This is a genomic window from Pedobacter sp. D749 (assembly GCF_019317285.1).
Classification (GTDB): Bacteria; Bacteroidota; Bacteroidia; order Sphingobacteriales; family Sphingobacteriaceae; genus Pedobacter.
The window spans coordinates 2,252,040-2,265,649 of sequence record NZ_CP079218.1 but is presented as its reverse complement, the minus strand read 5'-3'; the positions used below and the strand labels follow the sequence as shown (position 1 = coordinate 2,265,649).

Below are 13,610 nucleotides of genomic sequence, written 5' to 3'. Positions count from 1 at the left end.
TATGACACAGAATACTACAACTAAACCGCTTGGTAACCTTAATATATTTTCGCTTAAAGGTGTTCAGATGAAAACCTTTCATATTACCTGGTTAACTTTCTTCTTCTGTTTTTTCGCCTGGTTCGGAATGGCGCCTTTAATGAAGATAGCGAGAGAGCAACTTCATCTTACCAAAGATCAGGTGGGTAATATCCAAATTGCTTCCGTATCGGCTACCATAATTGCCCGTTTACTCATCGGAAGATTGATTGATAAATTTGGTCCTAAACTGATTTACACCTGGCTCCTGGTGCTTTGCGCCATTCCCGTACTATTGATCGGAACCAGTCATTCTTACACTTCATTTTTACTTTTCCGCCTGGCCATTGGCGTAATTGGGGCTTCATTTGTAATCACCCAATTTCACACTTCCATTATGTTTGCTTCCAATATTAAGGGAACCGCAAATGCAACAGCAGGTGGTTTTGGTAACGCGGGTGGTGGCGCAGCCAATTTATTTATGCCTTTAATTGCATCAGGCATTACCGCGCTAGGCTTTTGCAGTACAGAAGACAGCTGGCGTTATGCCATGATATTTCCGGGTGTAATGCTTTTGATCTGTGCTTTTTTATATCACCGCTATACTTTAGATAGCCCACAAGGAGATTTTAAGGATTTAAAAGATGAAAGCATAAAAAGCACTAAAAACACCTTTTTAATCGCAGCCAAAGATTATCGCACCTGGATTTTAACCATTGCCTACGCAGCATGTTTTGGTGTAGAAATTACGGTAGATAACTTTGCCCCGATCTTTTTTACTGATTCGTTTGGTGCAACTATAGCTATAGCGGGTATGGTTGCAGGTATTTTTGGCTGGATTAATATTTTTGCCAGGCCATTGGGCGGAATTGTTGCCGATAAAATTGGTAAAACCTGGGGATTTGATGGCAAAACACTTTTACTTGCTTTATTGCTTTTGGTGGAAGGGGTTGGTTTAATCTGGTTCGCAAAATCGGGCAATATCGGTATGGCCATTTTCATGATGTTTGTTTTCGGATTAAGTTTAAAAATGGCCAATGGCGCAACATATAGTCTTGTTCCTTTCATTAATCCGCTTGCGGTTGGCAGTGTAGCTGGTATTGTAGGTGCTGGCGGAAATATCGGAGCCATGCTTATTGCTTTTATGTTTAAAGCCAAAGCCAGTCATGCTTCTAAAAATGTAATCGAAAATGGCCTTAACGTTCAAAAAGATCTGATCGATTATACCAGTGCTTTTACACTACTTGGTTTTATTATTCTCGGAATTGGCGTGGCAGTATTCATCTTCAGAACCGTTATGGCACAAAAAACATCACAAATAGAAGACCTCGTGCTTACCCCTGGCAAATAAAGACTAACAAAATCTACTATACAAGCCGATCATTTGAAAGAAGAAAAAAATATATCGCCGAATAAAACAACCACCTGCTGTTATTGCGGGGTGGGCTGTGGTATTGTGGTAAATAAAGATATCCATGAGCGGATAACTGTTGAAGGAGACAAAAACCATCCTGTAAATAAAGGGTTGTTGTGCAGTAAAGGCATGAATCTTCATTATACAGCAAATGACAAAAGCGACAGGCTACTCTACCCCGAAATGCGCTACAATAAAAACATGCCCCTCCAAAGGGTAAGCTGGGATACTGCATTGGAAAGAACAGCAGCCGTTTTTAAAGCATTAATTAAAAAACACGGTCCTGACAGCGTTGCTTTTTATGCCAGCGGACAATGTTTAACAGAAGAATATTATGTAGTAAATAAATTAATTAAAGGATTTATCGGTAGTAATAATATCGATACCAACAGCCGCTTATGTATGAGCAGTGCGGTTGTTGGTTATAAAATGAGTCTTGGTGAAGATACAGTACCCATTAGTTACGATGATATTGAAATTGCCGATTGTATTTTTGTTGCAGGCGCAAACCCAGCATGGTGCCATCCTATCCTATGGCGCCGTGTTGAAGCCGCTAAACAGAAAAATCCTGAGTTAAAAATTATTGTTAGCGACCCCCGTAAAACACAAACCTGCTCAATTGCCAATGTTCATTTACAGCTTAATCCGGGTACCGATATTACCCTTCACCATGCCATTGGAAGATGTTTGATTGAAGATGGAAAAATTGATGCTGATTTTATCATCAACAGCACTAATGGTTACGAAAAATACCAGGCTACCGTTTTTTCCACCTCCTTGGCAGAGGCAGCAACTATTTGTGGTATCAAAGAAAGTGACATCCGTTTAGCTGCATCTTACATCGGTAATGCAAAAGGTTTCATCAGCATGTGGACGATGGGGCTTAATCAAAGTGTTGTTGGCACGAATAAGAATCTTTCGCTAATTAACCTGAACCTGATTACAGGTCATATTGGCAAGCCTGGAAGCGGTCCTTTTTCGCTTACCGGACAGCCCAATGCCATGGGCGGCCGTGAAGTTGGCGGTTTAAGCAATTTGTTACCCGCACACCGTGTTTTAGGCAATGAAAATCATCGTAATGAGGTTGAGAAATTCTGGCAGATTCCCTTGGGTACTATACAGTCTAAACCCGGATTAACTGCAACCGAAATGTTCGATGAGCTGAATACCGGTAAACTGAAAGCAGTATGGATTTTATGCACTAACCCTTTAATCAGCCTGCCCGATGTTCGCGTAGCAGAAGAAGGCTTAAAAAAAGCAAAATTTGTAGTTGTTCAAGACATTAGCAATACTGTAGAAACATTAAAATATGCTGATGTAGTTCTACCAGCAGCAGCCTGGGTTGAGAAAGAAGGCACTATGACCAACGCTGGGCGTTATATTTCTTACCTCAGCAAAGTTACCGAAGCACCTGGAGAAGCGCTGCCAGATTCGGAAATCATCTGCCGGTTTGCAAAAAAAATGGGCTTTCATGGTTTCGATTTTAAAAATGCAAGCGAAATATATGATGAACATGCGGGCCTTACGGAAGGAACTAATATTGATATCAGCGGACTTAATTATGAAATTTTAAAAGATAAAAGAGCCGTTCAATGGCCTTACCCAAAGCAAGAAAGGGCATTTGGAACAGCCAGATTATTTACCGATCATCAGTTTTACACACCTGATAAAAAAGCCAATATTTTATCATTTGATGATCAGAACCAATCGGAAGCTTTAACGCCAGAACATCCATTGATTTTAACCACGGGAAGAATCAGAGACCAATGGCATACCCGAAGCAAAACAGGTAAGGTAAATAAACTGAACCAGCACATCAGTGAATCTTTTTTAGAAATTAACCCGATTGATGCCAGAACCCGGAACATTAACGATAATGATGTTATCGAAATTTCCAGTTTACGTGGAAATGTATGTGTAAAAGCAAAATTTTCTGAAGACATTAAACCCGGAGTAGTTTTTATGCCCATGCACTGGGGCAAAATTTTAAAAAGTGATTTAAACCGGGTAAATAACCTCACCAATAACCTTGTTGACCCACAAAGCAAAGAACCTGATTTCAAATTCAGTGCTGTACAAGTAAAGCTGTATAAAAAAGCCCGGCAAAAGATTATTGTGATTGGTGCTGGCGCTGGAGCCTGTGGTTTTGTTAAAAGCTATAGGGCCTTAAATACCGAAGACGATATTGAGATCTTTAGTAAAGAGAATTTCCCTTTTTACAACCGGGTACTTCTCCCCGATTATATTATCGGCACTTTACCCTGGCATAATCTCATTAAAATGAGTGACAGTGAGGAAACAGACTATAAGATAAAACTACACCGAGGTTTAGGTATCGATAAAATCGATAAAGAAAATAAAACAGTTACCGATAGCAACGGAGAAGTCCACCACTACGACGTTCTGCTTCTGGCCACAGGAAGCAGGGCTTTTGTACTTAAAGATCTCCCGAAACTAAACGGCATATTTACCATGCGAAGCAGAAATGACGCCGACAGCTTTAAAAAACATATTGATACTACAAATGGAAAAGTAGTGATTGTAGGCGGTGGTTTACTAGGGATCGAATTGGCTACATCTTTGGCTGAAACCGGATCAAGAGTGACGATTATTCAACGGATATCGAGATTAATGGGACGTCAGTTAGATGCATTAGGCAGTCAATTACTGCACGAAGAACTGATTAGTAAAGGCATTGAAATCTTTTATAACGATGAGGTAGACCGCATTATCGGTGAAAAAAGCATTTCGGGTCTGCGTTTAAAAAGCGGTTTATTGCTCGATTGTGAATCGTTAGTAATTGCCATAGGTACTGTCCCAAACACCGAACTGATTAAAGAAGCAGGAATTGAATGCAAACGAGGTGTTGTGGTTGACGAATACCTGAGAACCAATGAAAAGGACATTTATGCCATTGGTGAAATTGCAGAATTCAAAGGTCAGATGTATGGCATTACTGCAGCAGCAGAACAACAGGGCGAAATTGTAGCGCGGTTTCTGTGCGGAGATATTGCAAAATTTTACCAAGGAAGTTTGCTAATGAATATCCTCAAAATGCACAGTTTAGAACTCTGTTCATTAGGTTTGGTAGAAATACCGAATAACGACCCTACCTATGAGGAAATTGTTTTTATAGACAAAGCCAAACGTTACTATAAAAAATGTATTGTACACAACGATAAGCTGGTTGGAGCGATATTAATTGGCGATAAGAGTGAGTTTTTGGAGTTTCGGAACCTGATTGAAAGTAAAATGGAGTTGAGCGAAAAGCGACTCCAACTGTTAAGAAGTGGGAAAACAACCGAACCCATTGTTGGCAAAACAGTATGTAGCTGCAACAATGTTGGTGAGGGCAATCTGATCAACAAAATAAAAGACGGTTGCAAAGATCATTTGCAACTTTGCCAGCTCACAGGTGCTGGAATGGGCTGTGGGAGTTGCAGACCAGAGGTAAAAGCAATTTTAGACTCTTTTGTAAATGTGCTTAAGACAGAAGCAAAACCTGCTTTAATAGAATAGTTATAAACTTGGTTCTTCATCCTGAGAATAAGTTTTGGAAAAAAATCGGAGTCGAAGTGGTAAGGCACTGGGTATCGTCATTCCCAACCTGATTGGGAATCGTAATGCCACGGAAGGTTTGTAGGTTGCATTAAGATTCCCGCCTGCGCGGGAATGACGATAGATGGTTAAAGAATATTAAACTAAAAACAACATGATGAAAATAAAACTCACTCCTTCAGAATTTAAAAACCTTAAAGGGATTGAATACTTTAAGTTCGAAGAAGATTTTATTGAAGAGAATGTGCGTTGCATCCCTACGATCGTGCGTTTTAAATGGATGCCGCCTAAAGCAATAATCGAATTTGGATTTCTAAATCGTTAAGCCATGTATCAAAACATTATTATTAATTTCCCGGGCGGGATTATATCACCGGGCAATCTGTACAACATTCTGGTTGCGGCAACAAAAGCAAGAATTCAATATGTTCGTTTTGGCCTTCGTCAGCAGTTATTGATTGACAATACAACTTACAATATTGACATCTTTACGGGTGAATTGGATAAACTTGGAATCGATTATGAAATAGACAGCAATAATTTCCCCAACATCATCAGCTCATATCCGGCCGAAGAAATTTTTATCCGTAAAACCTGGCTTACTGAAGGCGTATATAAAGATATTCTGGATGACATCGATTTTAAACCTTCAGTAAAAGTGAATATTTGCGACAGCGACCAGAGTTTCACGCCCATGTTAACGGGGAATATTAACTGGATTGCCTCTTCACATTCAGAACATTACTGGCACCTGATTATCCGCTTTCCTAAAACCAATGTAATCTACGAGTGGAATAAACTCTGTTATACTAACCACATTGCTCAGGTAACTAAGGGCTTAGAAACCATTATCAAAAATCATCCAACGCGTTTTATGGATAATACTTTGGCTAATGGCGAAGATCTTTTTTCCCTTTTAGACCAAGGCAATTTTATTCTTAAAGCCGCAGAAAATACAGTTTCCCTTTCTTCATTCAACCTGCCTTATTACGAGGGTTTGAACCGCTACAACAACAAATACTGGTTGGGTATTTACAGGCGCGATGAACTGTTCAGCATCGCATTTTTAAAAAAACTTTGTCAGCTTTGTTTAGATACCAAACTCGGTCAATTGTGCTGTACATCCTGGAAAACCATTATTGTAAAAGGGATAGACGAGAAAGATAAAAAACTTTGGAACGCCCTGCTCGAAGAATATGAGATTAATATGCGGCATGCGGCCAACGAGCTAAATTTTCAGGTTGAAGATAACTGCAACGAAGGTTTAGCATTAAAAAGCTTACTGGTTAAACATTTAAACATTGATGATACCCGAACCTTTGGCATTTGCTTTGGCATTAAAACCCGCAAAAAAAGTGAGGTTTTTAGTAGCATTCTGATCCTGAAAAGTCATCTTATTAATTTGCTGGGCATGAAACTGTTCCCTGTTTATGATATTTTGTGTGCGAAAGACTTTAACCCCAACGAGCGTACGGGCGAAATCTTTAGCCGGAGCAATCCAAGTTTTTTACTGCCAGAACAACTCAGACGGGCTATATTTAAATTTTACAAATACCGTTTAAATGCGATTAAAACAGGGAAACAAAAACAGAACAACCAAACAGAAGAAACCGCAATAAAAGTTGGCACTTTTTTATATCAATGTAACAATTGTTTAACTGTGTACAACGAACAGTTCGGGGAAATTGAAAATAACATTAATCCAGGTACGGCATTTAAAGATTTACCGGATGATTATTGCTGTACACTTTGCGAAGGAGAGAAAAGTAATTTCACTAAAATAGATCAATCAGTATTACAACTATTGTAAATCTGAAGCAATAATTTATTTGTTTCTAAACGCTTATCAACTCGATCATTATGATTAACTTGTTTCAGCATCTTTCTTACAATAAGCCCCTGAAATGAATCCGATAGATATCGGATCAGGGTGACGTTATTCTATTTATCTCCTCTTGCGAGTTAAAATTACGAAAATAACGATAATCATGGTCTTCGACAGCTATTTCGCTGACCCGTAAATTGCCTAATACGTATTTCATACTATGTTTAACAAGTGCATTGTTTTGAAGCATAAAGATGACTTTTTTTAACCCTTCCGCTTTATAAATCCCACATAAAGGCTCCTGCCCCCCGTCTTTGGTAAAAATATAGGAGTCGAAAGTACCATCAGCTTTGGCTGAATGGATAAGTTTTTCCAACAACCTGGTTTCCATCAATAAGATATCGCAAGCCAATAAAAAAAAATCTTCTTCAGGATTTGATAAATGTGCAGAAAGCACGCCCAATAATGGGCCACTAACATCAAGTGAGGAATTATCGACAATCAGCTGCTGATCTCCAAAATAACCCGAATAAGTGAGTTGCTGCAATGGATTAACTGAAAACTTTACAGGGAGATCAAGCGATCCCAATTTATCAGCCGCAACCTGCGCCCAACGTTTATCCTGATGGTTAAGCAAGCCTTTATCAGTACCCATGCGCAAACTTTGTCCACCACATAAAACGATTCCCAACATATCATATCAATAATTAAAAACTATTTATCAGTTAAGCCGAACAAAATAAACGTTTTGCAAAGACACTTCGACTACGCTACCAATAACAAATTTAAAAAATCGCCGTCATTTCGACTGAAGCGCAGCGAAATGGAGAAATCTTTTAACATAGTTCAAATTTAAAGATCTCTCCACTACGGTCGAGATGACGATACTTCTAATCGACTCACCTCTTTAAAATTTTTTTATCACTCATATTGATTTTAAACAACTAATAACCCTCAGTGTGACAACAGAGAATTTTAAAAAATTAAAAAGTATAAACTTTAATTATTTACTACTCAAATCTATTAATCCAGCTTCGCTTAAAATGCCGATCTGCTTTCCATTAACTACCACTAATTTTTCAGCGAGTAGCTCATTCATAGTTCTAAAAACGGTTTCATAAGTTGCACCGGTAAAGGCAGCCAGATCCTGACGGCTTAAAGCCAGATTTAAAAATCCCTCTTCGTCTAGTCCAAACTGATCCCGCAATCCTAAAATGGCTACTGCAAGTCTTCCCTTAACCGACATTAAAGCCAAATTACGCATTTTCTTTTCCGAAGCATGCAGTTCATCTGCATAAAACATTAATAAACCATAGGCAAATTCTTGATTTACTTTTATGGTGGTTTTAAAAAATTCGATATCTACAAAACAAAGTTTAGTGGTTTCTAAAGCCGTTGCTGAGATTGGGTAGGTAGAAGTATTGCTGCTAATTCCCCGATGTCCGATTATGGCACCATCATTTGCAAAGCGTAAAATCAGTTCTTTATCGCCCCATTGTTTATGCACTTTCACATTGCCTGAAGTTACAAAATAAACACCACTAACAGGATCGCCTTCTTTGATAATCACCTCCCCTTTTTTTGCAATAAAATTCCGTTTATGACCTTCAATAGCAGGATGCCATTCTTTTAATGTGAGTTGGCACATAAAACAGGTTTTAAGATCGCAGCTATTGTTTTTCTTCATGTTTATCAGGGATGTTGGGTAAAAATAAGAAATGATTGCACAATTTTATGCTATACCATACAAATTCGGCGATTCTTCACTATTGTTGAAAATTTTATAAGAATAAAACTCGCTGAAATAGAACACTTAGCATTTTTTATATACACGCTTGCAACAAAGAAGTTTAAAGATATGCCATCAAATCATAATTTTGTGTTATGGCAAATACAAACGTTAGAAAATCAATCCAGAATAAGATCGAATCATTAGGTAAGGAAATTGAAACCTTACAATCAGAATTAAAAAGATGGGAAAAAATTGCAGCCGATTATGAAATCAATTCGGAAAGTATTGATTTGATTTTATCGATACAATTACCTGAAAAACCAGAACCAAAAGCAAAGAGAGTAAAATTGTAAAGATTAAAAAAAGAGGCCCTTTCATACACACCACTTTTTGAAAAGCAGGTGCAGTGCTCTTCGGTTTGGGCAGCCCTTATCGGTCGGTGTCTCACCGACAGAAATATGTTCGGCAACAAATCCTAAGCAGTGGTCGGTGAGACATCGACCACTAGAAAAATTCATTCAGGCCCTTTGAATTTTAAGCAATAGATTCCTTGCAGAAAAAGCGTGCTTAGCCCCGGGCATAGCGGCATCCCCAAAGCGCAGCGAAGGGATATAGCGAAGCACGGGAAGCAACTTTAATACTAGCACAGGCAATGCGCTTCAAAAAATGCATCATGTATTGTTGAGAAATGCAGGTGTAGCGCACTTCGGTTTGGGCAGTCCTTATCGGTTGGTATTTCACTGACCGAAATATGTTAGGCAATAGATACTAAGCAATGGTCGGTGAGACACCGACCATTAGAAACTCTGTGACTTCTGTGTTTCCGTGGCGAAAAACTAAGCTATTGAATACTCTTCAAAATGAACTCAGCGATTGTTTTCTTCGGCATCACAACAGTAGTTGTCCGGCTATACCTGGCAATATTGATCCCATAAAAATTACCTTCCCAATCGAAAACAGGCGATCCACAGGCGTTTGCTTTAATGGCGGCATCGTGCGTAAAAATCGCATTAAAGCCGTCTCTTCGGCCTGATTTCCCGCCTTCAAATTTCTCTGCCGGATGATTAAATACTGACTGCCCCCTTCCTTCTAGTTTTAGTGTTTTACTCATCTTACCCGAAGCATTTTGCCATTCTAAAGTAAGCTCGTCATCTGCCCAGTATTTCAGTATTTCTGGTGCAAATTCACTAGCCTTTTTCATCGTTTTTCCATTAATGCTAATCAGTTCGTCGCCAACTTTTATACCTGCTTTTTCTGCCGGACTGCCTTTTTTAATTAACGAAAACTGAATGGGACTGGAACTATAAACTACCATTGCGCCCAAATAAGGCTGACTGTTAATTTTAGGCAAATTAAATAGTGTACTCCCCAAAACACTATGCATCACTTTGCCTGAGGGATCAATGCTATAAAGAAGTTTACCCATCTCTATTTTAACACTATTGCTATCAGAGATATTTAAATCAATCCCACCGGTTATCCGCTGTTCAAGTTCGAATAAAACCAGGTCATTTTCCTGATCTTTTCCAATTAACCTGATTGGCACGGCAACTCCATTAATCTCACATTGCATTTGCTCGCCAACCATCGTGTTTTTAGTCAACAAAAACTGTTTTTTAGCTCCATTTGCTATATTAACATTCAATAAAGTGGCGTAAATATGCTGGGATTTTCCTTTAATTATACTTTTGATCGAAAAGCAGCTATTTTTGGGCGTTGACAGATCAAAATCAGGATGTAAAGCCTTTTGTTTACTTTCTCTCTGCAATAGCAAAGACAAGGGATCTGTTTTCACACTATCCTTCTTTTCCGGGAAAGCCGTATAAAGTCTTTCGCTGTTTAAAGCCGTCCAATAGCCGCGATAAAGGTCAACGGGAATTTCGAAATTCATTTCTTCGGAAACATCAATCGCACTATGTAACCCGATAACTCGGCCATAATAGTCAAATAAAGGTCCGCCAGAATCACCTGGTTCCATTTTGCAGGTGGAGCGAATAAAGCCATATTCATTTTTCACTTCTGCAATATTTCCTAACCTTAATGTTGGCAGCGTTTGATTTAAGGTTTCGGGATATGAAATACTGATACAAGGTTCATTTTTAACCAAACTTGCAGAATAGCCCATCTCAGCAAATGGATAGGTGCCTTTATCGGTAATTTTCATCATGCCTACATCTGGAATGCCTGGCGTCTCCTTATTGTCTATTTTACCTAAAGCCAGGGCAATACATTCGCGGCCATCAGGAAAAAAGACCTTATAGTTTTTACTAGGTAAAATGGTGTGTGCTGCCGTTAAGATATAACCGTCTGCACTAACTACCACACCGCTAAACTGCGCACTGGTTCTTTGGTTTTGCTGCACATCGAAACCCCACATCCTTACACTTGCGGGATATGCTTTTTTAACGGCTTCGGTTATGGTTTTCTGGAATTTGGCTACCTGCTTTTTTTGTGCAGCAGCATTTAATCCGGGTAGCATCACCACCGTTATCAAAATTCCCTTGATATAATTATTCATGATTACTTATGATTTTTTGCCAATGTAATCCGCTCAGAAATTTCCTCGAGTGCATTGGCATCGGTTCCGGTGAATCCGGTAAGTTTAAATACGATATTACCTGTTTTGTCAATGATGAATTTTGCTGGAATGGCACTTACGCCATAATCTTCAACTGCGGCATTTCGGCCTGTTTCATTTTTCAGATCCATCAGCACTTGAAAATTAAAACCTGATTGTGCAATGTATTTCTTTACATCTTCAACGGATGTTTTGGTGGTTTCCCAAGTATGGATAAATAAAAACTTTACAGCTGAATCATTTTTATAGGTATTAACGGCTAACTGCATTGCAGGAAAAGATTTTTTGCAGGGCACACACCATGTCGACCAGAAATCGAGTACAATTACTTTTCCTTTCAGGCCTTTTAACGATACCACATTTCCGTCAAGGTCTTTTAAGGTAAAATTAGGTGCAGGCACAGCAATCATTTCTGATAAAAGTTTATTGTGCAAGGAATCAGTGTTGCTTACAGCTGTTTGCGCCGATACAGAAATACGTGCAAACAGACACAAAGAAGCCAGGATGCAAAGCCTCAAAAAAGATTTCATATTTTAAGTTAAAGGTTAAAAAAAAGGCAAGGCCATTTTACCGGCCATGCCGAGCGCATAGATAGCTTAAATGAGTATCTCCAATATCTTTTCTTTCGGTGGATAACATTTGGTTTCGTCACATACCTGATAGTAAAGTCCACATCTAATTTTAGTACCGGCTTTTGCCTTGCTGTAATCGACCATTATCCTAAAGTTTGCCTTTCCTTCAAAAATAAACATGCCCTCATTGCCCGGATATGGAATAGCTGCTGTAGTTTTCCATTCCTGATCAGCTACTACGCCTTCAGGAAGTTCGAGGCGGGTTTCGGTTACCACGAATGGATTATCTTTGGATACATAAGCATAAATATGCCAGCCTTTTAAAATTTTGGCTTCGATAAGCAAACTGTCTTTTTTATTGCCATTGCCCGGAATAAACCTTGCCGAAACCGCAACCGGATCGGCTGTGGTCGGTTCATCACTTATAATCGCTTTTGGCAATTGGTGACTTTGTTGCTGGCTAATAGGAAGACTTTTTCCATAAGTATTGACCATAAATTTGAAGCCACCAGATTCGGTATAGAAGAGCTTATTACGGTTTAAATTGAGCCAATTTTTCCATTCAGTTGCTTTGCTGAATTTTTCAGTGGTGTAACGTTCGAGCAAGCGTTGAGCCATCGCCACTTCTTTGCCGGCTTCTAATAAACTTATGCATTTATCTAAAAGCGCTACTTTACGGTTAGAAATACCCAGTTTTTGTGCATCAAGATCTAACCGAAGGGTATACACGCCTGAAGGATAGAAATACTCATAATTTTGACGATAATACTTATGATAGAGATTGATATTAGTACCATAAATGGTGAATAAACTATCGCCGGCATAACCTTTTACATAATCCTCAAATGATTGTGTATCATTGGTTATGGGCATTTTTAAGAACATTTCGTTGCCATGACCAATATCTTCGCCTTTTGCTTTTTTATCCTTTAATTCCTGCTGCATTTTCAGCATACGAAGGTTGCCTTCCCTTCTTGAAACAATGGCCTGGTTATAAAGATCTTTGCTTAACCGATAGATTAGTTCATCTATGCCGCTCCGGGTTTCGATCTGCACTTTTTTAACAATAGCCGGAAGACGATCGAATTTTTTAATATAACAGATGGTGTTTACAAAAACATCTTTGGCCTCGTCTGTCATATAATCAGGAGAGCCTGCAAAACCCCACATAAAATAATTCCCCTGACGACCTAAAGCCACTGCTTCGGCATTTTTAAGGCAAACACCACCTGAAATAGACTCAGCGTCAGGCGAATCATTAAATCCTTCGCCATGAGAAACCATTCCAATCAGGTAAGGTTCTTTTGAAGAAAAGCCTTGCTTTACCACCTGCCACATATCCATTACTTTTGGTGTACCAATGCCCTGATGACCATTAAAAAAAGAACCTGGAGTCGGTTTTTTCACCATGGTTAGTTTTACAGCATTTGGCGTATTAAAAATGGGATGATTGGTTTTGATGTTCAGGGCTTCATCATCCAGGCACTGGCAATACCAATCGAACTTTAAACCTAAAGGTAAACCAACGTTAGGAGCCATGGCATGCATTAAAACCATCGGGCGACTAAAGTTTGCGGGCATGTTAACCGGACCGGCATCCATCAGCGTTACATCAACCTCATTAGACATTTCTACCTTGTATTCAGCCACATCTACCACTTTAACTTCTGTAAAACGTTGTTCCAAAAAGGCTTTAAAATCTGCCATTCTGGTTTTGTAAATTTTTTCGATAACCGCTGGGGTAGTTGAATAATAAACTACATTTTTTGGCATCGGCTTATCGGGATTATAGCCCACATACAAAACCTTTAATGCAATTTTCTCCCGATATTTCTCAGTCCCAAAAGTGAGCAGAGAAACCAGCATCAGGCATGCCGTTAGTATTCTTTTCATTACCTATAGTTTATCCGCCA

General features: G+C 39.0%; 10 protein-coding genes. 5 read left to right on the top strand and 5 right to left on the bottom strand.

The features are described 5' to 3' along the window. Position 1: 1 nt before the first annotated feature. From KYH19_RS09030 to KYH19_RS09015, 4 genes are all read left to right on the top strand, one after another. Positions 2-1,369: an MFS transporter gene (locus tag KYH19_RS09030; protein WP_255562600.1), complete on the top strand. Its 1,368-nt coding sequence runs from the start codon at positions 2-4 to the stop codon at positions 1,367-1,369. A gap of 33 nt (positions 1,370-1,402) precedes the next feature. Continuing rightward, a complete protein-coding gene (locus KYH19_RS09025; protein ID WP_219078431.1) occupies positions 1,403-4,951 on the top strand; it encodes a nitrate reductase in 3,549 nt (1,182 codons plus the stop codon). Between the two features lie 193 nt (positions 4,952-5,144). Next, on the top strand, positions 5,145-5,315 hold the full coding sequence (locus tag KYH19_RS09020) for a nitrate reductase associated protein (RefSeq protein WP_219078430.1): 171 nt from the start codon (positions 5,145-5,147) through the stop codon (positions 5,313-5,315). Positions 5,316-5,318: 3 nt separating this feature from the next. Next, positions 5,319-6,800, top strand: coding sequence for a rubredoxin (locus KYH19_RS09015; RefSeq protein WP_219078429.1), 1,482 nt, complete (start codon positions 5,319-5,321; stop codon positions 6,798-6,800). 115 nt (positions 6,801-6,915) lie between these two features. On the opposite strand, the gene KYH19_RS09010 is transcribed toward KYH19_RS09015, so the two are convergent. Beyond that, positions 6,916-7,509, bottom strand: a complete 594-nt coding sequence (locus KYH19_RS09010) for a molybdenum cofactor guanylyltransferase (protein ID WP_219078428.1) — start codon at positions 7,507-7,509, stop codon at positions 6,916-6,918. Positions 7,510-7,818: 309 nt separating this feature from the next. Next, entirely contained in the window at positions 7,819-8,502 is a 684-nt protein-coding gene (locus KYH19_RS09005; protein WP_219078427.1) for a Crp/Fnr family transcriptional regulator, read from the bottom strand. Positions 8,503-8,699: 197 nt separating this feature from the next. Between KYH19_RS09005 and KYH19_RS09000 the strand changes: the two genes are divergently transcribed. After that, on the top strand, positions 8,700-8,900 hold the full coding sequence (locus tag KYH19_RS09000; protein WP_219078426.1) for a hypothetical protein: 201 nt from the start codon (positions 8,700-8,702) through the stop codon (positions 8,898-8,900). 488 nt (positions 8,901-9,388) lie between these two features. Here the strand turns inward: KYH19_RS09000 and KYH19_RS08995 are convergent, their stop codons facing one another. The 3 genes from KYH19_RS08995 to KYH19_RS08985 form a co-directional block, all read right to left on the bottom strand. Beyond that, positions 9,389-11,065 carry a trypsin-like peptidase domain-containing protein gene (locus KYH19_RS08995; RefSeq protein ID WP_219078425.1) on the bottom strand — a complete coding sequence of 559 codons (1,677 nt, stop codon included), beginning with the start codon at positions 11,063-11,065 and terminating at the stop codon, positions 9,389-9,391. 2 nt (positions 11,066-11,067) lie between these two features. Continuing rightward, entirely contained in the window at positions 11,068-11,655 is a 588-nt protein-coding gene (locus KYH19_RS08990; RefSeq protein WP_219078424.1) for a TlpA family protein disulfide reductase, read from the bottom strand. Between the two features lie 66 nt (positions 11,656-11,721). After that, positions 11,722-13,590, bottom strand: a complete 1,869-nt coding sequence (locus tag KYH19_RS08985) for a protein-disulfide reductase DsbD domain-containing protein (RefSeq protein WP_219078423.1) — start codon at positions 13,588-13,590, stop codon at positions 11,722-11,724. Positions 13,591-13,610 lie beyond the last annotated feature (20 nt).

Bases quoted from the DNA above. Each gene is read 5' to 3' on its own strand.
- KYH19_RS09030 (WP_255562600.1), top strand. From the start codon at position 2: ATGACACAGAATACTACAACTAAACCGCTTGGTAACCTTAATATATTT.
- KYH19_RS09020 (WP_219078430.1), top strand. From the start codon at position 5,145: ATGATGAAAATAAAACTCACTCCTTCAGAATTTAAAAACCTTAAAGGG.
- KYH19_RS09015 (WP_219078429.1), top strand. From the start codon at position 5,319: ATGTATCAAAACATTATTATTAATTTCCCGGGCGGGATTATATCACCG.
- KYH19_RS09010 (WP_219078428.1), bottom strand. From the start codon at position 7,509: ATGTTGGGAATCGTTTTATGTGGTGGACAAAGTTTGCGCATGGGTACT.
- KYH19_RS09005 (WP_219078427.1), bottom strand. From the start codon at position 8,502: ATGAAGAAAAACAATAGCTGCGATCTTAAAACCTGTTTTATGTGCCAA.
- KYH19_RS09000 (WP_219078426.1), top strand. From the start codon at position 8,700: ATGGCAAATACAAACGTTAGAAAATCAATCCAGAATAAGATCGAATCA.
- KYH19_RS08995 (WP_219078425.1), bottom strand. From the start codon at position 11,065: ATGAATAATTATATCAAGGGAATTTTGATAACGGTGGTGATGCTACCC.
- KYH19_RS08990 (WP_219078424.1), bottom strand. From the start codon at position 11,655: ATGAAATCTTTTTTGAGGCTTTGCATCCTGGCTTCTTTGTGTCTGTTT.
- KYH19_RS08985 (WP_219078423.1), bottom strand. From the start codon at position 13,590: ATGAAAAGAATACTAACGGCATGCCTGATGCTGGTTTCTCTGCTCACT.